The sequence below is a fragment of the Bacillus sp. FSL K6-1560 genome (assembly GCF_038592935.1).
In the GTDB taxonomy this organism is placed as follows: domain Bacteria; phylum Bacillota; class Bacilli; order Bacillales; family Bacillaceae; genus Bacillus; species Bacillus subtilis.
In genome coordinates this window covers 976,174-996,590 of record NZ_CP151946.1, presented here as the reverse complement: position 1 = coordinate 996,590, position 20,417 = coordinate 976,174, and the positions used below count along the sequence as shown (strand labels likewise).

The following is a 20,417-nucleotide window of genomic DNA, read 5'->3' as shown; positions in this document are numbered from 1 at the left end:
CTTTCTGATTTTATAAAAAGCCGACCGGCAAATGCCAGTCAGCTTTCTCACATTAATCTTCCAGACGTTTTTCAAGCTCTGCTTTTTTCTCTTCAAAGCCAGGTTTGCCGAGTAACGCAAACATATTGACTTTATACGCTTCTACACCAGGCTGGTCAAACGGATTGACGCCAAGGAGGTAACCGCTCATCGCGCAGGCTTTTTCGAAGAAATATACAAGGTATCCAAAAGTATATGCATTCAGCTCAGGAATGTTAACGATTAAGTTCGGAACATTTCCGTCTGTATGGGCAAGCATTGTACCTTGGAATGCTTTTTTGTTAACGAAATCAACAGTTTTACCGGCTAAATAGTTCAAGCCGTCAAGATCGTTATCCGCTTCCTCAATTGTCAGTTCATGTTTAGGCTTCTCTACGTTCAGGACCGTTTCGAATAAATCTCTGCGGCCTTCTTGTACATACTGGCCTAAAGAATGAAGGTCTGTTGAATAGTTCGCTGAAGAAGGATAAATGCCCTTCTCATCTTTCCCTTCGCTTTCTCCGAACAGCTGCTTCCACCATTCCGCAAAGTATTGAAGTGCCGGTTCGTAGTTGATGAGCATTTCAATTGTTTTGCCCTTATTATAAAGGACATTGCGAACAACCGCATATTGGTATGCTGGGTTATCTTCCAGTTCAGATGTTGCAAAATCTTTGCTCGCATCCAGGGCGCCTTTCATCATGTCATCAATGTTGACGCCGCTGACAGCAATCGGCAGGAGACCTACAGCTGTTAAAACTGAATAACGGCCGCCGACATCGTCAGGAATAACGAATGATTCGAAGCCTTCTTCGTTAGAAAGCGTTTTTAATGCGCCGCGCTCTTTATCAGTTGTTGCATAAATCCGCGCTTTCGCTTCTTCTTTACCGTATTTCTCTTCAAGAAGCTTGCGGAAAATACGGAAAGCGATTGCAGGTTCAGTTGTCGTACCTGATTTAGAAATCACATTAATAGAGAAGTCAACATCTTCAAGAAGATCCATGACGTCTCTCATATAAGATGAACTGATGTTGTTCCCGATAAAAATGACTTGCGGATTGCCGCGTTTTGCTTTTGGCAAAGTGTTATAAAACGCGTGATTCAGCGCTTCAATCGCTGCCCGCGCTCCAAGATAAGAACCGCCAATGCCGACAACAAGCAAGACATCAGAGTCAGATTTAATTTTTTCCGCACTTTTTTTGATGCGCGCGAATTCTTCTTTATCATAATGTTCAGGGAGGTCCACCCAGCCTAGAAAATCGCTGCCCGCGCCTGTTTTTTCATGGATATTATGGTGTGCTGTTTTTACAAAGTCCCGCAGATATGTAAGTTCATGTTCGTTGAAGAAAGTCAACGCTTTTGAGTAGTCAAAGCGTACATGCGTCATTGCTTGTCCCTCCATAACGGTATAATGTTTTCATCTTTCACTTTATATGAACTTATCTGTGAAATCAAGTCAAGAAGAAAGGGCGGAATGACTGGATTCCGCCCTTTGAGTTTATAGAGACGCGCGAAGGATGGCAAGCACGTCATCTTTGTTCAATTTTTGGAAGTTGCCGAAGCCGCCGTGTTCCATTTCCTTGGCTGCGATATCAGCAATCAGCTCAAGCTTTTCTTCTCCAATATTGTAATCAGCAAGACGAGAAGGTGCACCGAGGCTTGTCCAGAACGCAGACAGTTTATCGATTCCTTCAAGCGCAATTTCTTTATCTGTTTTGCCTTCAGTATCAATGTCAAACATGTTGAGCATGAGGTTTTTGAAGCGGCCTACATTTGTATCAAGCGTGTATCTCATCCAATTTGGGAACAGTATTGCCAAACCGCCCGCGTGCGGAATATCATATACAGCTGAAACAGCGTGTTCCATTGTATGAGAAGCCCAGTCACCGAAGTAGCCCATTTGGAGCGTGCCGTTTAAAGCGATTGTACCAGCATACAAAATCGTTTCACGAAGCTCGTAGTTTTCCAGATCTTCAAGAAGCTTAGGAGCTGTTTCGATGACCGTCTGCAAAACAGCAAAGCACATTCTATCCTGAAGCGGCGTGTTTTCAACATTATGGAAGTATTGTTCGAATACGTGGCTCATCATGTCAACCATGCCGTATACTGTTTGATTTTCTGGAACGGTGAACGTATTTTCAGGGTCTAAAATAGAGAAACGCGGATGAGTGACATTGCTGCCCCATACAAATTTCTCGTTTGTTTCCCAGTTTGTAATCACGGAATCAGGGTTCATTTCAGACCCTGTTGCAGCAAGCGTTAAAACAGTGCCAAACGGCAGCGCATCCTCCGCTGTTACTTTTTTGCTGAAAATATCCCAAGCGTCGCCATCGTATTTGACGCCAGCTGCGATTGCCTTTGTACAGTCAATCACACTGCCTCCGCCGACAGCAAGCAGAAAATCAATGTTATGCTCTCTGCAAAGTCCTATGCCTTTTTCCACTGTCGCAAGACGCGGGTTCGGCTCTACACCTGACAGCTCATGAACAACAGCGCCCTCTTCTTTTAAAATGCCTGTGACTTGATCATAAAGGCCGTTGCGTTTAATGCTACCGCCCCCGTAAACAAGCAGTACATTCTTGCCGTATCGTTTGAATTCTTTTCTTAATTGTTCAAGCTGACCTTTTCCAAAAATCAGCTTTGTCGGATTATAATAAGTGAAATTTTCCATAGTAAAACCTCCAAATGATGCTGGTAAAAAACAGATTTTCCATTGTAACATAAGTTGACAAAAAAGAAAAAGGGAAGCAGCCAAACGGCTATTTCCCCTTTTTTTATAGTGATGCTTTCAAAATTGACAGCACATCTTCTTTGTTGAGTGATTTAAATTGGCCGAATGTACCGTTAGCCATTGCCTTGTCAGCGATTGTGTCAAGCTGCTCATCATTAATATCATAATCAGCAAGACGGTTCGGAGCGCCAAGACTTGTCCAGAATGCGGACAGCTTATCGATACCTTCAAGGGCAATTTCTTCATCCGTTTTACCTGCTTCTTCAACATCAAACACGCGAACTGCAAGCTGTTTCATGCGGGCAGGGTTTTCAGACAATGTGTGTCTCATCCAGTTCGGGAACAAAATTGCCAGTCCGCCGGCATGCGGAATATCATAAACGGCTGATACTGCATGTTCAATATTATGAGTAGCCCAATCCCCTCTTGCCCCCATAGAAAGCATGCCGTTTAATGCGATTGTTCCTGTGTACAGGATCGTCTCACGCAATTCGTAATTTTCGAGATCATTGATCAGCTTAGGCGCTGTTTCAATGACTGTACGCAAAAGTGATTCACACATGCGGTCCTGATACGGCGTGTTTGATACATGATGGAAGTATTGTTCGAATACGTGGCTCATCATGTCAACCATCCCGTAGATCGTGTGGTTTTTAGGTACGGTGAATGTATTCACCGGATCAAGAATCGAGAATTTAGGGAATACGAGCGGGCTGCCCCAGCCGTATTTTTCTTTTGTTTCCCAGTTTGTAATAACAGATCCTGAGTTCATTTCTGAACCAGTTGCAGCGAGAGTCAATACCGTTCCGAATGGCAAAGCATCTTTTGGCTGATGCTTTTTCGTAACGATATCCCACGCATCACCATCATACTTCGCTCCTGCGGCAATCGCTTTTGTACAGTCGATTACGCTTCCGCCTCCGACAGCCAGCAAGAAATCAATGTTTTGTTCTTTACAGATGGCAGCACCTTTATTAACAGTCGACACACGAGGATTCGGTTCCACACCTGCTAATTCATGCACGGTAGCTCCGGCTTTATTCAGCTGTTCAATCACTTGATCATACAGGCCGCTGCGTTTAATGCTGCCGCCTCCGTACACAAGCAATACGTTTTTTCCGTAAGGTTTGAGTTCCTCCGGAAGTCTTTCCACTTCGCCGCGCCCGAAAATTAATTTGGTCGGATTCCAGTATGTAAAGTTTTGCATGACATCTCCTCCTTAGATTTTTATTATGCAGAATGTCCTCACCACATGTAAAGCAATCAGCTCTCACCGATCAGCATACCAGATGGTTTTATTTTGCAAGGTGCTGGGAAAGAAGCTGATATAAGCGAGGGCAGGCCAGCTTCCCTCATATGGAGAATGCATGTATAGATTCTCCAATATGTCACAATCTATAACTGTTTTAATAATTCATGGAGGAGGTTGCAAAACATGAGTACCATTCAAAGAATTTGTCTTGTATTAACCATCATTGGCGCCATTAACTGGGGACTGATCGGATTTTTCCAATTTGACTTAGTAGCGGCTATCTTCGGCGGCCAAGGGTCAGCTCTTTCCCGAATCATTTACGGACTTGTCGGAATCGCCGGCTTAATCAACCTCGGTCTGCTATTTAAGCCAAACGAGGAAAGATCACGTGAAGAAGCAGCAAATCCTGAAATGCGATAGGATATCAATCACGCTGAAATAGGATTTAGCATGAAATCAAAAGCACCGAACATTCCTGTCCGGTGCTTTTTTCATGCTTATTTTTTGATAAGGTCTTTGCGGTTGGACATTTCGATCCACTCTTCAAGCTTATCTTTTAATGTGTTGAAACCTTGTGGTGTAGAAGCTTCTTCGCTTACTTGAGCAGCTTTAGGTTTTCTAGGTTTGCTTTCTTTTTTCTCAGGCGCAGCTTGTGTCGCACGAATTGAAAGGCTGATTTTGCCTTTTTCTTCATCAACAGCAAGTACTTTTACTTGTACTTCGTCGCCAACTGAAAGGTGCTCGTTGATATCTTTTACGAAACCGTGAGTCACTTCAGAAATGTGTACTAAACCTTGAGTTTCTTCATCTAATGCAACAAACGCACCATACGCTTGTAATCCTGTAACTTTACCAGTGTAAACACTGCCCACTTCAAATTTTGCTGCCATTCATAACAACTCCTAAGTTAAATTAAATATCTGTTTATACGCAATTTAAAATTATATCACACATGTCTTATTTCCGCAAAGAAAACTTTTTTATAAAAAATCAGGTTTATGCACAGCAAAAAGGGGGTAAACTGAAAATACCAAAGGCTTTCTAGTATTCCCCCCTTTTATTGGATGCGAACAAAAGGTTCGTATCTTTTTTTATGTTGTTTTGTGCAGGAAGCGTTTCATTCTGACTAACGCTTCTTGAAGCTGTTCAATCGAGGTTGCGTATGAACAACGGATATATCCCTCACCGCTCGGACCAAACACACTTCCAGGAACAACTGCCACTTTTTCCTGCGTCAGTAGCTCCTCGGCAAACTGTTCTGAACTCATTCCCGTGCTTTTGATAGATGGAAAAGCATAGAAAGCGCCGCCCGGATGATGACAGCTGAGACCGATTTCATTGAGCGATTCTACAAACAGATTCCGTCTTCTTCGATAGCTTTTTTTCATTTTTTCTACGTCTTCCATGCCGTTCTTCAGGCCTTCAAGGGCGGCAAACTGCGCCATTGCGGGCGCGCACATCATCGCATACTGATGAATTTTAAGCATGGCATCCCGAAGCAAGGATGGTGCCGCGGCAAAACCGAGCCTCCAGCCCGTCATTGCAAATGCTTTTGAAAAGCCTGAGATGACTACCGTCCGTTCCTTCATTCCCGGTAATGCCGCTATACTTGTAAATTCCTCATCATATGTCAGCTCCGCGTAGATCTCGTCGGCTAAGACGATGACATCATGTTTTTTGGCAAACTCAGCAATCTCATTCAGCTCTTCCTTCGAATAAACCGAACCTGTCGGATTCGATGGTGAGCAGATGAGAATGGCCTTTGTTTTTTCAGTGACTGCCGCTTCAAAATCAGCAGCCGTTGCTTTAAATCCTTTGTCTGCCGTTGTATGAACGTGAACCGGGATACCGCCTGCCAAAGAAACAAGCGCATCATACGCCACAAAACACGGCTCAGGAATGATGACTTCCTCACCTGGATTCACAATGGCGCGGATCGCAATATCCAAAGCCTGACTTGCCCCCACTGTCACAATCAGCTCATTATCTGGCGAGTAGCTAAGATCAAACCTGTTGCTCAAATAACGGCTGATTTCCTCCCGCAATGAGTATAAACCCGCATTGGCCGTGTATGACGTATATCCTTGTTCAAGAGAGAGAATGCTTGCTTCGCGGACATTCCACGCGGTAACAAAATCAGGCTCGCCGACGCCTAAAGAAATGACGCCTTCCATCGTTGCCGCCAAATCAAAGAATTTGCGGATGCCGGATGGTTTTATTTGTTGTACATAGTCTGATAAATACGAAGTCATTTACGGTGACACCACGATTCTTTTGTCGTCGTCTCCTGTTTCAAACACTTTGCCGTCATGCTTGTATTTTTTCAGGATAAAATGGGTTGTCGTAGATACAACTGAATCAAGCGTTGACAGTTTATCCGAAACAAAACGCGCTACGTCAGACATCGAATTGCCGCGAATCACGACAGACAAATCGTATACGCCTGACATCAGGTAAACTGATTCAACCTCTTGGAATCGGTAAATCCGTTCCGCCACTTCATCAAAACCGACGCCCCGCTTCGGCGTTACTTTGACGTCAATCATGGCCGTAACGCCCTCATGTCCGTCGACTTTTCGCCAATCAATCATAGCGGAATAATCGATAATAACCTTTTCTTTCTCCAGTTTGTCAATAATTGTTTTCACTTCATTTACAGGGATGCCCGCCATCTTTGCGATTGTTTCTAAATCGGCGCGGCTATTTTCGTCTAAAATTTCTAATATTTCTGTTTCTTTTTCTGTCAATTTCATTTGATTCACACCTTTGCAATGTCAAGAAATCTCATGACATTATATCACGTTTTTTGACGAATGCTAAGAAAAAACGAGGAGAAACTTCCGCTAGAATTGACAATTTCAGGGCATAATACAACCATCAAAAAAAGGGAGTGACACAGAATGGAGGCGGTTTCACCAATAAGGCGGTTTACGGTCGATGGAGTCAATGTATACTACGAACATTATCAAAATCCCGGCAGGCAAACGCTGGTCTGCGTACACGGTTTTTTATCATCTGCATTCAGCTTCAGAAAAGTAATTCCTCTCCTTCGTGACAAGTACGACATCATCGCGCTTGATTTGCCTCCTTTCGGCCAATCTGAAAAATCAAGAACGTTTATCTATACCTATCAAAACCTTGCTAAGCTTGTCATTGGAATTTTGGAGCACTTGCAAGTGAAACAGGCTGTGCTTGTCGGGCATTCTATGGGCGGGCAGATATCGCTGTCTGCTGCTCTCCAAAAACCTGAGCTTTTTTCAAAGGTTGTGCTGCTTTGCAGTTCAGGGTATTTAAAACGTTCACACCCGACGATCATTTTCGGGACCCATATCCCGTATTTTCATCTTTACATCAAACGCTGGCTCTCGAAAGAAGGCGTGATGAAAAATTTATTAAATGTGGTGCATGACAAATCGCTGATTGATGAGGAGATGATCGACGGCTATGGCAGACCGTTTCAAGACGAGCAGATTTTCAAAGCCATGACAAGGTTTATCCGCCACAGAGAAGGAGATTTAGAACCCGAGCAATTGAAGAAAATGAACAAGCCTGCTCTATTGATTTGGGGCGAAGAGGATCGAATTGTCCCAATGGAGATCGGTAAACGGCTGCACGCGGATTTGCCTAATTCCGTGCTGTACTCACTTGGCCAGACCGGACATCTGGTGCCTGAAGAACGGCCTGAACTTGTTTCTGAACACATTGCTCATTTTATCAATTAAAAAAACCGGTGCTGAACCGGTTTTTTAAGGCGTGCAGGAGCTGCTGTTTTTAATGAATAAAAGCTGGCCTGCCACTTCCCGGCAGCTGGCGATCGGCAGCGTTTGTTCAAAAGAAGTTTCAAATATTTGCTGAATGCTTTTCGCCAGCAAGTCGGGATCGTTTTCATCATAGACTGCCTGCACGACATCAACAGCCTCCGTTTCGTAAAACTCTTCTCCATATTTAAACGGGTCCCATTTGGCAATAATCTTAATCATTTCCCTGACCGCTTGACTTTCTTCCATATTCATCACCGCTTATAATAAAATTTGCAGTTCTATCTTATCATAGTGAAGCTTAGAAGAATAAACATACATGAGGGGGTAACAGAATGAACTTTGATAAACGAGAAGAACGCCTTGGCACCCAATCGGTCAAATGGGATAAAACAGGCGAATTATTTGGCGTGACAGACGCCCTCCCGATGTGGGTGGCGGATATGGATTTTCGCGCCCCGGAAGCGATAACTGAAGCGTTAAAAGAGCGCCTTGACCACGGTATTTTTGGTTATACAACTCCAGATCAAAAAACGAAGGATGCTGTGTGCGGATGGATGCAAAACAGGCACGGCTGGAAGGTAAATCCGGAAAGCATCACATTCAGCCCCGGCGTTGTAACGGCTTTGAGCATGGCGGTACAAGCTTTTACGGAGCCTGGCGATCAAGTAGTTGTTCAGCCTCCAGTTTATACGCCTTTTTACCATATGGTGGAGAAAAACGGCCGGCACATTTTACATAATCCGCTGCTAGAAAAAGACGGCGCATATGCAATGGATTTTGAAGATTTGGAGACAAAGCTTAGTGACCCAAGCGTTACATTGTTTATTTTATGCAATCCTCATAACCCTTCTGGGCGTTCATGGAGCCGGGAAGATTTACTGAAGCTAGGCGAATTGTGCCTTGAGCATGGCGTCACAGTTGTATCGGATGAAATCCATTCCGATTTAATGCTGTACGGACATAAACACACGCCGTTCGCTTCGCTCTCTGACGATTTCGCTGATATTTCCGTAACATGTGCTGCTCCAAGCAAAACATTTAATATCGCCGGATTGCAGGCTTCAGCGATCATTATTCCGGATCGCCTGAAGCGCGCCAAGTTTTCCGCAAGCCTTCAGCGAAATGGTTTAGGCGGACTGAACGCGTTTGCCGTCACTGCAATCGAAGCCGCGTATTCAAAAGGCGGACCGTGGCTTGATGAATTGATCTCTTACATTGAGAAAAACATGAACGAAGCGGAAGCCTTTTTGAGCAACGAGCTGCCAAAGGTCAAAATGATGAAGCCGGATGCATCATACTTGATTTGGCTCGACTTCAGCGCTTACGGCTTGTCCGATGCAGAGCTTCAGCAAAGAATGCTAAAAAAAGGAAAAGTTATTTTAGAGCCCGGGACGAAATACGGGCCTGGCGGAGAAGGATTTATGCGCCTGAACGCGGGATGCTCTCTTGCAACCCTGCAGGACGGCCTGCGCCGCATCAAAGCCGCATTATCGTAAATATAGCTGTAAACGCCTTTACGTCTTCATTTGTAAAGGCGTTCTTAATAAAGGAATTTTATATTTTACTTCTAATATTTAGTGTTATAATAGATTCATATTTTATACGAAAGGATTTCACACGAATGGAAATTCTAAAAGACTATCTTCTGCACATCTGCTTTATTTTGTTTCCTATTCTTCTTTACCAAGTGTTTTGGCTTGGAAAACCTGCGATTCTTGTGCCAAAAATAAACAGCGGTTTGGTCACGCTCTTCGCCTGCGGCGCCTCCGTTTTATGCATTATTTTCCCGATTCATGAAATGGACTACATACAATACGGCCTTCAGATGATTCCCGTTATCATTTGTTTATTTTACATTAGTACCGCTTCCGGACTTACAGTCGCCGCATCTGTCCTATGTTTTGAACTGCTTTTTTACGAACCTTCCGCAATGTTTGTTTTCACTTTGCTGCCTTTTCTTATCATTATCCCAATCTTATTTCAGAAAAAATGGCCATTCATGTCCAAAGCGAAAAAACTGCTGCTGTCTTTATTGATCAGCTGCGTGGAGATTTTCCTATTTTTCGCCTCAAGCTGGATTCTTTCCGCCTTGAATATTTTAAATTTTCAAAAATCAGGAATTTTCGTTTACGAGGCGGCAGTCTCAGGGCTTTTCCGCTCCAGTGTTCTTCTATTAAGCATCTATATTATCGAAAGCATCGCCGAAAATATCGCCCTGCGCTCACAGCTTATCCATTCTGAAAAAATGACGATTGTGAGTGAACTGGCAGCGAGCGTCGCCCATGAGGTCAGGAATCCGCTGACAGTTGTCCGCGGGTTTGTCCAGCTGCTTTTTAATGATGAAACCCTACAAAACAAGTCGAGTGCAGATTACAAAAAGCTTGTACTGTCAGAGCTTGACCGGGCGCAAGGCATTATTACAAACTATCTCGATATGGCCAAACAGCAATTATACGAAAAAGAGGTTTTTGACCTATCAGCCCTTATCAAAGAGACAAGCTCCCTTATGGTGTCGTACGCCAATTACAAGTCAGTAACCGTCGAGGCTGAAACAGAACCGGACCTTTTGATATACGGAGACGCAACAAAGCTGAAGCAGGCTGTCATCAACCTGATGAAAAACAGTATTGAAGCGGTTCCTCACGGGAAGGGTGTGATCCACATATCAGCCAAAAGAAACGGCCATACGATCATGATTAACATCACAGACAATGGGGTCGGGATGACAGACCATCAAATGCAAAAACTCGGCGAACCTTATTATTCCTTAAAAACGAACGGAACGGGACTCGGCCTCACCGTAACCTTTTCCATTATTGAACATCATCACGGGACCATTTCATTTAACAGCAGCTTCCAAAAAGGCACTACGGTGACCATTAAGCTTCCCGCTGATCTTCCTCACTAGCAAATCGATTGGAACTTTAATAGAATGAATGCGAGGTGATGACAGATGAGCACGTTTGAGACAGGCTCTATCGTTAAAGGATTTTACAAAACAGGTGTATACATAGGAGAAATCACGGCTTGCAGGCCGCAGCACTATTTAGTGAAAGTGAAAGCGGTTCTTACCCATCCCTCTCAAGGAGACCTTCATCATCCAAAACAGGCGGATGTGCCATTTTTTCATGAGAGAAAAGCGCTCGCATATGGTGAACAGACCAATATCCCCCACCATATGGTGAAGCCTTATGACGGTAAAGTGCCGGATTATACCGAATCTCTGCGGGAGGCGACAGCACAGCTGAGAGCCAAATTGGATGAGGATGGTTCGGAGTGGGCAAAACGCTCCCTTCATAATCTGGACATTTTAGAAAAAGAATATTTTAACCTGCCATAACCCAGTCTGACAAAAGATTGGGTTTTTCACGTCGCGCGCTTGAACAGTTCGGTTAAATCGATTCTTTCGCCGATTGTGGGCGGTTTCGGCTTTTCGAGATACTGCTTATCCTGCTCAACAAGCTTAAAAAGTTTATATGCTGTGAGAGCATCATCAAGCGCTTTATGATGGGTGCCGGTTCCGGAATCTCCATACTCTTCGGCAGCTTTCCATAAACCCGTCAATGTCCGGTCTCCAAAAAAGTTTTTGTATTCAAGCGATAAATCTCTCATTTCTCCCTTAAACGGGAAAGGGATATGGTTAAACATACAGTTTTGCTTCAGCACTTTCATATCCATGTTTCCCCACGTAATAATTGTGCTGTTTTTCTCAGGATCCAGCTCGTTTAGTTTACGGATGAAATCCTCGAATCTCATTCCTTCGTCTACCTGTTTTTGGGTTATTTTTAAAAATGATTTGCAGCGTTTCGTAAGCTTCGGGAACTTTTTCGGTCTAACATAGCTAGAAAACGTCTCAACCACTTCATCATCAATCGACTTTACAATTCCGGCTTCAATGATTTCCGGGAAGAAGTTTTGAGGACTGTACTTTCCATCAGGCATTGTAAATTCGAAATCAATAATGAGTAAGCTGTTTGTCGTCACCTTTTTACACCTGCCTTTCCTCCGATCAGAAAATGCTATCTTTATAGTATATCAATTCCCCTTCTCGACATTTCTTCATTTTCTAAAAATAATGAATTTTCCCAGCCGCTTCGTTTCTTTTAAATTATGAATCGTTTCTTTATAATTAGTAAGGAACCCGAAATAATAAGAAGGTGATGTTATTTCTATCCGTAAGAAAAACTTTGTCATTGTGTGGCTGGCGAACTTTTTTGTCTCCGCTAGCACAACGATGATCGTTCCTTTTCTCTCCTTATACATTGAGACGCTCAGCTCTTTTTCAAACGGCTTTGTGCAAAGGTGGAGCGGCTATGTGTTCGGCATTACATTTCTCATGGCGTTTTTGGTATCCCCGTTTTGGGGACGGTTCGGAGACAAACGCGGATACAAGAAAATCCTTATGGCAACCGGAACGGGCATTGCCCTCAGCATTTTCTTCATGGGCTTTGTTACATCGGTGTACCAATTATTTTTTCTGCGTATGGCAATGGGTCTTGTAACCGGATTCATTCCGACTTCTCTTGCGATGATTTCGGCACAGACTCCGAAGAGCTCAGCCGGCAAAACGCTTGGCACGCTGCAAATGGGGCAAGTGTCCGGAAGCTTGTTCGGCCCGCTTTTGGGAGGCATGCTTGCTGATCATTTCGGCTTTACGTATACCTTTTTTATCACATCCTTTGTGATTTTCTCGTCTGTTCTTCTCGTGTTATTTGGTGTCAAAGAAAAGCCTCTTGCAGAGAAAACAGCCAAACGTACGTCTTACTCGAGAAAAGAAGTGCTCTCCTATATTTTTCACCAGCCGGCGCTGTGGGTCATGATGCTGTTAACCATGCTGATTCAAACAGGCAATTTCAGTATCCAGCCCCTGCTCGCTTTATATGTAAATGAGCTGCACGGACCTGTCAATCTTGCCTTTTTCTCCGGCATGGCATTTTCAGCAACGGGGCTCGGAAGTTTGCTGCTGGCTAGAAAATGGGGTGATCTGGGCGACCGCTACGGCCACCGCCGCATTTTAATCGGACTTTTGCTCGCCGCCTCTTTCTTTTTTATTCCGCAGGCGCTCGCGTCCTCACTCAGCGTGCTCCTTGTTTTCAGATTTTTATTCGGAATGGCGATGGGCGGTTTGCTGCCATGCATTACGGCAGCGATCCGCGTTCAGGCTCCCGGCAGCATTCAAGGTGAAGTTCTCGGCTACAATGTCAGCTTTCGCTTTTTAGGCAACGTGCTCGGGCCTCTGCTGGGCGGAATCATATCGAGCCATTTTACCATTTCGGCCACCTTTTACGTCACGGCGTTTCTCTTTTTCGCCGGCGCCTGCATGCTTTGGATCATGCAGAAACTTCGGAAAGATTCTTATGCCAAAGCAAGCTGATTCCGAGAAAAAACTGAGGAATCTTCTAAATTTAACCTTCTCGTAATCTCAAAAGAATGGTACGATATGGCTAGAATTTAGGAGAAAAGAGAGTGACCATGTTACGAAAAATAATCGGATGGATTTTGCTCCTTTGCATAATCCCATTGTTTGCATTTACAGTTATCGCTTCCGGAAAAGAAGTAAAACAAATGAAGTCCCTGGATCAGGTGCTTGATAAAAATATTGATCTGAAAGATATCAGCCTTGTTCAGAACAGCTACATGTATGACAGGGACGGCTCCCTTGTCTCGGAAATCGTTAGCGACCACGAAAACCGTGTGCTCGTTCCATTTAACAAGATTCCCGAGGAAGTCAAACAGATTTTCTTAACATCTGAGGACCGCCATTTTTACGAGCATAAAGGCTTTGACTTTATGGGAATGGTGCGGGCTACTGCTTCTAACGTAAAAGACAAGAAAATTGACCAGGGTGCCAGCACCATCACACAGCAGCTTTCAAGAAACTTGTATTTGAGCCACGAACGCTCCTTCAGCCGCAAGCTGACAGAGCTCGCGTATTCCTATCAGCTGGAGAAAAAATATACGAAAAATGAAATTCTTGAAGCTTACTTAAATACCATTTATTTTAACAATGGTGTTTATGGCGTCGGTTCAGCGGCTGAATTCTATTTCAGCAAACCGCTGAAATCTCTCACAGTGGGAGAAATGGCTTTTATCTGTGCTATACCTAATAACCCTACATTATATGATCCTCTCAAGCATTTTGACTACACGAAAAGCCGTCAAGAACGTTTGCTTAAAGGGCTAAAAGATGCCGGGGTCATTACGGACAAAGAGCTGAAAAAAGCCGTAAAACAAAAAATCAAACTGGATGTTGAAAAAAGAGAAGACAAATATCCTGACTACGTTTCCTACGTCAATGATGAATTCACTCAGCTGGTGTCTGAATCAGAAGGCTTTGATAAACGCCTTCAAAAAGCATCAGGAAAACAAAAAGAAAAGATCGAGAACGAGCTGTCCGCAAGAGTCAGCACGCTGATGAAAGACGGCGTGAAAATTTATACTGCACTTGATCCGTACATGCAAAATCAAGTTGTGGCACAAATGAATTCCAAGCTCCCGTATGCGGACGTACAGGGCGGAGCGGCTGTGATTAATCACCAGACGCATCAAATCATCGCTCTATCCGGCGGGAAAAACTATCAAAAATATGACTTTAACCGCGCCTACCAGGCGTACAGGCAGCCGGGGTCATCCATTAAGCCGCTTCTTGATTACGGCCCTTATATTGAACAGACCGGCGCGACAACAAGCAGCACCATTGATGCCAGCAAGTTTTGCAGCAAAGACTACTGTCCGCAAAACTACAATAACCGCACTTACGGCACAGTGACGCTTGATACGGCGTTTAAAAATTCATATAATACCCCGGCTATTAGAATGCTCGACCGCGTCGGCATCCAAAAGGCATTCAGTTATATTGAGCCGTATCATTTTGCCAAACTTGTCGACAGTGACTATCTTCTTCCGGCGGCGCTTGGCGGATTTACAAACGGCATGACGCCTCTTGAGATGACAAAGGCTTATACGACATTCGGAAACAGCGGAAGCTATACGCCGAGCCATGCGATTACAAAGGTGACAGACCTTAAAGGAAAAACGCTTTATAAATGGAATGATAAAGCGACTCAAATATTCAGCGTCCGCACGAACATGCAGCTGAAAAAACTGATGTCTTCCGTTGTGAAAAGCGGAACAGGGAAAAAAGCATATTTCAATGCGCCTTACATCGGCGGTAAAACCGGAACATCAAATGATTATCACGATATGTGGTTTGTCGGCCTGACTGATACGTATACAATGGGTGTCTGGGTCGGAAAGGATACACCGACCAGCGTTGAATATCTTCACAGCATCAGCCCTCAGCTTTCCATCTGGAAAGGAACGCTGCAAGCGGCTTATTAAAGGATCGGAGGGGATATGGAGTGACTTCAGAACAAATTCCAAATCGCGTTTTGCTGTTTGACGGTGTCTGCAATTTATGCAATGGCGCCGTGCAGTTTATCATTAAACGTGATCCGGACGGATTGATTTCTTTCACATCGCTGCAGTCGGAAACAGGACAGAGCCTGCTGAAAAAAAGCGGGCTTCCGACTGATTGGTTTGACAGCTTTGTCTTTATTGAAGACGGCCAAGTGTACACAAAGTCAACTGCAGCCATTAAGGTTTTCAGGCATCTGCGAGGCCCATGGCGGCTCTTCGTCCTGTTTTTCGCAGTGCCGAAGCCTGTCAGAGATATGGTCTATTCTTTCATTGCCAACAACCGCTATAAGTGGTTTGGCAAAAAAAATGAATGTATGCTCCCCTCCCCTTCTATTAAAAAAAGATTTTTACCGTAAATAAAAAATGGCTAGGAAGCTAGCCATCACAGATTGTTAACAAAATCCTAAAACGCTTCGTTTTAGGATTTTGTCATCTTTTCAGCGTGATTGAAAACCTTTGAAGTCGATGAAGAGCGAGCATTGGATGTGAAACGGCGGAAACCTGAGAATCTAGCCGCCGTTTTATTGCGTATAGAGCACGAAGCGCAAATCTGACCACCAAACGCTGAAATGGCTAGCTTACACAGGTAAGCTAGCCATTATGCTATTATAAAGCTTGATAAATATGAACAGAATACCGATAACAAAGGTAAACCAAAACAGCAGTTCCAATAGAATGAACCCGACTAATGACATGAGAGAAAGCGTCGAATAAATCCGGTATACGGTAAACACAAAGTAAGCGAGCGTGACGACCGCAAACCAGATCACAATCCAAATGACATTTTGCAAGAGCACAAAGGATAAAATCCCGCCGCCCAAATAAATCATGGAACCCATTCTGAGTTTTTTCAGGTTGTTCCCTTCCGGATCATTAGCAAAAAACAGCAATGACAGCTCGGTCACGGTATTTGCAATTAATTTCAGAGCGGACAGAACCATAAAATATAAAAGTGCAAAGGCAGCAAATAACGCAAGCCTGATTCCTTTCTCTGAAAAATAATCGAGCATTCCATCATACATTCCAAATGAAGACAGCATCTTCAACGCATAAAGTGAAGTTGAGATGGATAAGGACGAACTAAAAAGCAGGATCGCAATCAGCGGAAAATATCCTGTCAAATAAGTATTTTTCATATAAAAAAGTCCCTTTCTATAATCTACCTCATTTATTATGGAGGACTTAAAACACGTTGACAAGATAAATTATTCCATTTTTTCTCCTTTTTACGAATTACGGTCCCAAATCTTCACAAAGCAGCATTTTGAGAGTAAAGTAGTACGCAGGAATCATAAAACGTAAGGAAGTTTTATATGAAAAAAACATTAAAACTGCAAACCAGACTCACCATATTTGTTTGTATCGTTGTATTAATCGCATTGCTCATTACGTTTTTTACAGTCGGTGCCCAAACCACCAAACGAATTAGAGATCAGGAAATGGCCACTGCGCTGCAGACTGCTGAAATGGTAGCTGAGGCGCCGATGACAGCCGCTGCTTTAGAAAGCGGAAAAAAACAAAAGGAACTGCAGAGCTACACAAAGCGGGTTCAGAAAATTACCGGCACGGAATTTGTTGTCGTCATGGATATGAACGGTATCCGCAAAACTCATCCTGACCCGAGCAAAATCGGAAAAAAATTCAGAGGCGGTGATGAGTCCGAGGTATTAAAAGGGCATGTTCATATCAGCACAGCCTCTGGCACGCTCGGGAAATCGCAGAGAGCGTTCGTCCCTGTCTACGCGGAGAATGGAAAACAGGTCGGTGCAGTCGCGGTCGGCATCACCGTAAATGAAATTGATGAAGTGATCAGCCATAGCTTACGGCCGCTTTACTTTATTATTTGCGTCAGCATCTTCGTCGGTGTGATCGGAGCCGTTATCGTCGCCCGTACAGTGAAAAATATCATGTACGGACTTGAACCTTATGAAATTGCGACCCTGCTTGAAGAACGGAGCGCGATGCTGGAATCGACGAAGGAAGGAATACTCGCTGTCGATGAACATGGCAAAATTAAACTTGCCAACGCGGAAGCAAAACGCCTATTCGTCAAAATGGGCATCAACACAAATCCCATTGATCAGGATGTAGATGACATCTTGCCGAAAAGCCGCTTGAAAAAGGTCATTGAGACAAAAAAACCTCTTCAAGACAGAGACGTCCGCATTAACGGGCTGGAGCTTGTGTTTAATGAAGTTCCTATCCAGCTGAAAGGACAAACTGTCGGAGCGATTGCAACATTCCGCGACAAGACCGAGGTAAAACATTTAGCTGAACAGCTTTCCGGTGTTAAAATGTATGCAAACGCACTGAGAGCGCAGTCTCATGAATTTATGAACAAACTGCATGTGATATTAGGTCTCGTCCAGCTGAAAGAGTATGATGATCTTGGAGATTATATTAAAGATATAGCCATACAGCAAAAATCAGAAACAAGTGAAATTATAAATGATGTCAAAAGCTCCGTACTGGCCGGTTTTCTGCTTGGAAAGCAAAGCTTTATACGTGAACAGGGCGCAAATCTTGATATTGAATGCAACGGTGTCATCCCGAACGCGGCAGACCCTTCTGTCATCCATGAACTTATTACAATCATCGGAAATCTCATCAACAATGGCTTAGACGCCGTTGCCGATATGCCGAAAAAACAAATCACCATGTCCATGCGCTTCCATAACAGCATACTTGATATTGAAATTACCGATACTGGAGCAGGCATGTCTGAAGAAGACCAAGCCAAAGTATTTGAACAAGGCTATTCAACAAAGGGCAAAAACCGGGGATTCGGCCTTTATTTCACACAGCAAAGCATCGAAAATTTAAAAGGCCAAATGATCCTCACAAGCGAAAAGAATGAAGGAACGACATTCAGTATTCGCATCCCGTACGAACCGAAGGAGGAAAATCATGATTAATGTACTAATAGTTGAAGATGACCCCATGGTGGGTGAATTAAATAAACGATACTTAAGCCAAATAGATGGCTTTCAGCTGAAAGGCATCGCTTCTTCCTTTCAAAGCGCTCTGCATATTTTAGGCGAGCATCATATCGACCTCATTTTGCTTGATATTTATATGCCGGGAAAAAACGGGCTGGAACTGCTGACGGAATTGAGAGCCCAAAATGAAGCGGTTGACGTGATTGTCATCTCAGCGGCCAGCGAGCTTGACGTGATCAAGAAAACACTTCGGTACGGAGCTGTTGATTATTTAATCAAACCGTTTGAATTTGAACGATTCCAAACGGCTCTGTCTGATTACAGACGAAAACAAAAGGTGTATTCAACCCATCGCAACATGAGCCAAAAAGAACTGGACGCCGAGCTTTTTCAAAAGAAAGAAGCAACAGAAAAAGTGCAGCTTCCTAAAGGCCTGACAAAAAGCACGCTGAAGCTGATCTGGTCCAGTATCCAGTCATTTGAAAATGAATCTTTTACGACAGAAGACTTGGCAAAGCACACAGAAATCTCTCAAGTATCCATACGAAAATACTTAAAGTTTCTTGAAGATATACAGGTTCTGAATGTAGAAATGGCGTACGGAACGATCGGAAGACCTGTGTTTCAGTACAACGTCAACAACAGTAACCTTAACGGAATAAAGCAATATCTATAAGAAAACGCACTGCTTGTTTTGAGCAGTGCGTTTTTCTGTCATATCTCTTGCCAAGATGCTTGATTCTATTGTTGAAAAGTTATACAAGAATAACAAAGGGCCTTTCAACATTTTTAAGCAAACAATTCTAAAAATAGATACTTTTTAAAAAATTATGCGAAATTCTATTTATTTCTTATTAGTTAAATGATAAATTATGATTGGTAAGTTGATCCCGAAAAACTAAGTCATAAGTCTTACTTCAGAAAACGATGTCACGGTTTTCCGCCCGGAACGCCTTCCACATCCTTCTCTTCCCCGCCTTTCGAAGGAAATATTCACACCACGCTTATTCAGGGAAGAATAGAACTGTCTCAGCGCATTCCATTTGTTATTATCAGAAAATTTTATCGATTCTAAGAAATTGTTCAGGACAGCCCATCACATGACTGGCCGGATCAGCTTTGAACCAAATTTTTCTGGGGGGTTATATCTTGAATAAACGAAAAATCGGATTGGCGATGTCACTTGTGATCGCAGCAGGCACCATATTAGGAGCATGCGGAAACAGCGAAAAAAGCAGCGGCTCAGGCGAAGGCAAAAACAAATTCAGTGTGGCTATGGTTACTGACGTAGGCGGAGTGGATGACAAATCCTTCAACCAATCAGCCTGGGAAGGCATCCAAGCCTTTGGGAAAGAGAATGGGCTGAAAAAAGGCAAAAACGGTTACGACTATCTTCAATCCAAATCAGATGCAGACTATACAACGAACTTAAATAAATTGGCGCGTGAGAATTTTGACTTGATTTACGGCGTCGGCTACTTAATGGAGGATTCAATCAGCGAAATTGCTGACCAGCGCAAAAATACAAACTTTGCGATTATAGATGCTGTTGTCGATAAAGACAACGTCGCAAGTATTACGTTTAAAGAGCAGGAAGGCTCATTTCTCGTCGGAGTGGCCGCAGCCCTATCAAGCAAATCAGGAAAAATCGGCTTTGTAGGCGGCATGGAATCAGAGTTAATCAAAAAATTCGAGGTCGGCTTCCGTGCCGGCGTGCAAGCAGTTAACCCTAAAGCCGTTGTAGAAGTGAAATACGCAGGAGGTTTCGATAAAGCCGATGTCGGCAAAGCAACCGCCGAAAGCATGTATAAATCAGGCGTAGATGTTATTTATCACTCTGCGGGCGCCACTGGCACAGGCGTCTTTACTGAAGCGAAAAACCTGAAGAAAGAAGATCCAAAACGCGATGTCTGGGTCATCGGTGTCGATAAAGACCAATACGCAGAAGGCCAGGTAGAAGGAACAGATGATAACGTCACCCTCACTTCCATGGTGAAAAAAGTAGATACAGTCGTTGAAGATGTAACGAAAAAAGCGAGTGACGGAAAGTTCCCGGGCGGCGAAACACTTACCTACGGGCTTGATCAAGACGGAGTCGGCATTTCTCCATCTAAACAAAATCTATCGGATGATGTGATCAAAGCGGTCGATAAATGGAAGAAAAAAATCATCGACGGATTGGAAGTCCCGGCAACTGAGAAAGAGCTGAAAACCTTTAAAGCTGAATAAGAATCGCAGGGATAAGGAGGTCGAGCCCTTATCCCTTGTTTTTCTTTTATTTTGAAATAAAGGAGCGG

At 43.6% G+C, this 20,417-nt stretch carries 21 protein-coding genes; 11 read left to right on the top strand and 10 right to left on the bottom strand.

Features of this window, described 5'->3' with window-relative positions; translation table 11 throughout:
* Positions 1–52 precede the first annotated feature (52 nt).
* From NYE22_RS05315 to NYE22_RS05305, 3 genes are all read right to left on the bottom strand, one after another.
* Complete coding sequence (locus tag NYE22_RS05315; RefSeq protein ID WP_003243401.1) at positions 53–1,405, bottom strand: glucose-6-phosphate isomerase; 1,353 nt, start codon at positions 1,403–1,405, stop codon at positions 53–55.
* A 111-nt stretch (positions 1,406–1,516) separates the two neighbouring features.
* Entirely contained in the window at positions 1,517–2,689 is a 1,173-nt protein-coding gene (locus NYE22_RS05310; RefSeq protein ID WP_032726782.1) for an iron-containing alcohol dehydrogenase, read from the bottom strand.
* Positions 2,690–2,792: 103 nt separating this feature from the next.
* Positions 2,793–3,956, bottom strand: coding sequence for an iron-containing alcohol dehydrogenase (locus tag NYE22_RS05305; protein WP_342412367.1), 1,164 nt, complete (start codon positions 3,954–3,956; stop codon positions 2,793–2,795).
* A gap of 228 nt (positions 3,957–4,184) precedes the next feature.
* On the opposite strand from NYE22_RS05305, the gene NYE22_RS05300 reads away from it, so the two are divergent.
* Positions 4,185–4,421 (top strand): DUF378 domain-containing protein, encoded by a 237-nt coding sequence (locus tag NYE22_RS05300; RefSeq protein ID WP_003220771.1) that lies wholly within the window; start codon positions 4,185–4,187, stop codon positions 4,419–4,421.
* Positions 4,422–4,498: 77 nt separating this feature from the next.
* Here the strand turns inward: NYE22_RS05300 and yugI are convergent, their stop codons facing one another.
* The 3 genes from yugI to NYE22_RS05285 form a co-directional block, all read right to left on the bottom strand.
* On the bottom strand, positions 4,499–4,891 hold the full coding sequence (yugI, locus tag NYE22_RS05295; RefSeq protein WP_003228864.1) for a S1 domain-containing post-transcriptional regulator GSP13: 393 nt from the start codon (positions 4,889–4,891) through the stop codon (positions 4,499–4,501).
* Positions 4,892–5,092: 201 nt separating this feature from the next.
* The gene (locus NYE22_RS05290) at positions 5,093–6,253 is read right to left on the bottom strand and encodes an aminotransferase (protein ID WP_003228862.1); all 1,161 of its coding nucleotides are present in this window, start codon (positions 6,251–6,253) and stop codon (positions 5,093–5,095) included.
* Positions 6,254–6,754, bottom strand: coding sequence for an Lrp/AsnC family transcriptional regulator (locus NYE22_RS05285; RefSeq protein WP_009968070.1), 501 nt, complete (start codon positions 6,752–6,754; stop codon positions 6,254–6,256). It lies immediately after the preceding gene.
* 147 nt (positions 6,755–6,901) lie between these two features.
* Here NYE22_RS05285 and NYE22_RS05280 point away from each other — a divergent pair, with 147 nt between their 5' ends.
* Positions 6,902–7,723 carry an alpha/beta hydrolase gene (locus tag NYE22_RS05280; protein WP_032726784.1) on the top strand — a complete coding sequence of 274 codons (822 nt, stop codon included), beginning with the start codon at positions 6,902–6,904 and terminating at the stop codon, positions 7,721–7,723.
* Between the two features lie 24 nt (positions 7,724–7,747).
* On the opposite strand, the gene NYE22_RS05275 is transcribed toward NYE22_RS05280, so the two are convergent.
* Positions 7,748–8,008 (bottom strand): YugE family protein, encoded by a 261-nt coding sequence (locus NYE22_RS05275; protein ID WP_032726785.1) that lies wholly within the window; start codon positions 8,006–8,008, stop codon positions 7,748–7,750.
* 86 nt (positions 8,009–8,094) lie between these two features.
* On the opposite strand from NYE22_RS05275, the gene patB reads away from it, so the two are divergent.
* From patB to kapB, 3 genes are all read left to right on the top strand, one after another.
* A complete protein-coding gene (gene patB, locus NYE22_RS05270; RefSeq protein WP_070547696.1) occupies positions 8,095–9,258 on the top strand; it encodes a cystathionine beta-lyase PatB in 1,164 nt (387 codons plus the stop codon).
* A gap of 125 nt (positions 9,259–9,383) precedes the next feature.
* Positions 9,384–10,670, top strand: coding sequence for a sporulation sensor histidine kinase KinB (gene kinB / locus NYE22_RS05265; protein ID WP_015714613.1), 1,287 nt, complete (start codon positions 9,384–9,386; stop codon positions 10,668–10,670).
* A gap of 45 nt (positions 10,671–10,715) precedes the next feature.
* Entirely contained in the window at positions 10,716–11,102 is a 387-nt protein-coding gene (gene kapB / locus NYE22_RS05260) for a kinase-associated lipoprotein KapB (protein ID WP_342412366.1), read from the top strand.
* A 26-nt stretch (positions 11,103–11,128) separates the two neighbouring features.
* On the opposite strand, the gene kapD is transcribed toward kapB, so the two are convergent.
* Positions 11,129–11,746, bottom strand: coding sequence for a 3'-5' exonuclease KapD (gene kapD, locus NYE22_RS05255; protein ID WP_014480688.1), 618 nt, complete (start codon positions 11,744–11,746; stop codon positions 11,129–11,131).
* Positions 11,747–11,821: 75 nt separating this feature from the next.
* Positions 11,822–12,025 (bottom strand): hypothetical protein, encoded by a 204-nt coding sequence (locus tag NYE22_RS05250; protein ID WP_003243502.1) that lies wholly within the window; start codon positions 12,023–12,025, stop codon positions 11,822–11,824.
* Here NYE22_RS05250 and NYE22_RS05245 point away from each other — a divergent pair.
* The 3 genes from NYE22_RS05245 to NYE22_RS05235 all read left to right on the top strand — a co-directional run bounded on the left by NYE22_RS05245 (position 11,958) and on the right by NYE22_RS05235 (position 15,537).
* On the top strand, positions 11,958–13,136 hold the full coding sequence (locus tag NYE22_RS05245) for a multidrug efflux MFS transporter (RefSeq protein WP_072692755.1): 1,179 nt from the start codon (positions 11,958–11,960) through the stop codon (positions 13,134–13,136). The two genes, NYE22_RS05250 and NYE22_RS05245, sit on opposite strands and share 68 nt — an antisense overlap.
* 92 nt (positions 13,137–13,228) lie before the next feature.
* On the top strand, positions 13,229–15,103 hold the full coding sequence (locus tag NYE22_RS05240) for a transglycosylase domain-containing protein (RefSeq protein ID WP_080529730.1): 1,875 nt from the start codon (positions 13,229–13,231) through the stop codon (positions 15,101–15,103).
* A gap of 20 nt (positions 15,104–15,123) precedes the next feature.
* Entirely contained in the window at positions 15,124–15,537 is a 414-nt protein-coding gene (locus NYE22_RS05235; RefSeq protein WP_133954398.1) for a thiol-disulfide oxidoreductase DCC family protein, read from the top strand.
* A 222-nt stretch (positions 15,538–15,759) separates the two neighbouring features.
* On the opposite strand, the gene NYE22_RS05230 is transcribed toward NYE22_RS05235, so the two are convergent.
* Entirely contained in the window at positions 15,760–16,317 is a 558-nt protein-coding gene (locus tag NYE22_RS05230) for a YufK family protein (RefSeq protein WP_003228837.1), read from the bottom strand.
* Between the two features lie 177 nt (positions 16,318–16,494).
* On the opposite strand from NYE22_RS05230, the gene maeL reads away from it, so the two are divergent.
* The 3 genes from maeL to nupN all read left to right on the top strand — a co-directional run bounded on the left by maeL (position 16,495) and on the right by nupN (position 20,349).
* A complete protein-coding gene (gene maeL, locus NYE22_RS05225) occupies positions 16,495–18,096 on the top strand; it encodes a two-component system sensor histidine kinase MaeL (RefSeq protein ID WP_342412365.1) in 1,602 nt (533 codons plus the stop codon).
* Positions 18,089–18,796, top strand: coding sequence for a two-component system response regulator MaeM (gene maeM, locus NYE22_RS05220; protein ID WP_014477821.1), 708 nt, complete (start codon positions 18,089–18,091; stop codon positions 18,794–18,796). The genes maeL and maeM overlap by 8 nt, the downstream gene beginning before the upstream one ends.
* Before the next feature lie 473 nt (positions 18,797–19,269).
* Positions 19,270–20,349: a guanosine ABC transporter substrate-binding protein NupN gene (nupN, locus tag NYE22_RS05215; RefSeq protein WP_015384509.1), complete on the top strand. Its 1,080-nt coding sequence runs from the start codon at positions 19,270–19,272 to the stop codon at positions 20,347–20,349.
* Positions 20,350–20,417: the final 68 nt, after the last annotated feature.

Coding starts and splice junctions, on each gene's coding strand:
- NYE22_RS05285 (WP_009968070.1), bottom strand. CDS start 6,754: ATGAAATTGACAGAAAAAGAAACAGAAATATTAGAAATTTTAGACGAA.
- yugI (WP_003228864.1), bottom strand. CDS start 4,891: ATGGCAGCAAAATTTGAAGTGGGCAGTGTTTACACTGGTAAAGTTACA.
- NYE22_RS05275 (WP_032726785.1), bottom strand. CDS start 8,008: ATGGAAGAAAGTCAAGCGGTCAGGGAAATGATTAAGATTATTGCCAAA.
- maeM (WP_014477821.1), top strand. CDS start 18,089: ATGATTAATGTACTAATAGTTGAAGATGACCCCATGGTGGGTGAATTA.
- NYE22_RS05290 (WP_003228862.1), bottom strand. CDS start 6,253: ATGACTTCGTATTTATCAGACTATGTACAACAAATAAAACCATCCGGC.
- kinB (WP_015714613.1), top strand. CDS start 9,384: ATGGAAATTCTAAAAGACTATCTTCTGCACATCTGCTTTATTTTGTTT.
- NYE22_RS05280 (WP_032726784.1), top strand. CDS start 6,902: ATGGAGGCGGTTTCACCAATAAGGCGGTTTACGGTCGATGGAGTCAAT.
- NYE22_RS05310 (WP_032726782.1), bottom strand. CDS start 2,689: ATGGAAAATTTCACTTATTATAATCCGACAAAGCTGATTTTTGGAAAA.
- kapB (WP_342412366.1), top strand. CDS start 10,716: ATGAGCACGTTTGAGACAGGCTCTATCGTTAAAGGATTTTACAAAACA.
- NYE22_RS05250 (WP_003243502.1), bottom strand. CDS start 12,025: ATGTATAAGGAGAGAAAAGGAACGATCATCGTTGTGCTAGCGGAGACA.
- NYE22_RS05305 (WP_342412367.1), bottom strand. CDS start 3,956: ATGCAAAACTTTACATACTGGAATCCGACCAAATTAATTTTCGGGCGC.
- NYE22_RS05300 (WP_003220771.1), top strand. CDS start 4,185: ATGAGTACCATTCAAAGAATTTGTCTTGTATTAACCATCATTGGCGCC.
- maeL (WP_342412365.1), top strand. CDS start 16,495: ATGAAAAAAACATTAAAACTGCAAACCAGACTCACCATATTTGTTTGT.
- NYE22_RS05315 (WP_003243401.1), bottom strand. CDS start 1,405: ATGACGCATGTACGCTTTGACTACTCAAAAGCGTTGACTTTCTTCAAC.
- patB (WP_070547696.1), top strand. CDS start 8,095: ATGAACTTTGATAAACGAGAAGAACGCCTTGGCACCCAATCGGTCAAA.
- NYE22_RS05230 (WP_003228837.1), bottom strand. CDS start 16,317: ATGAAAAATACTTATTTGACAGGATATTTTCCGCTGATTGCGATCCTG.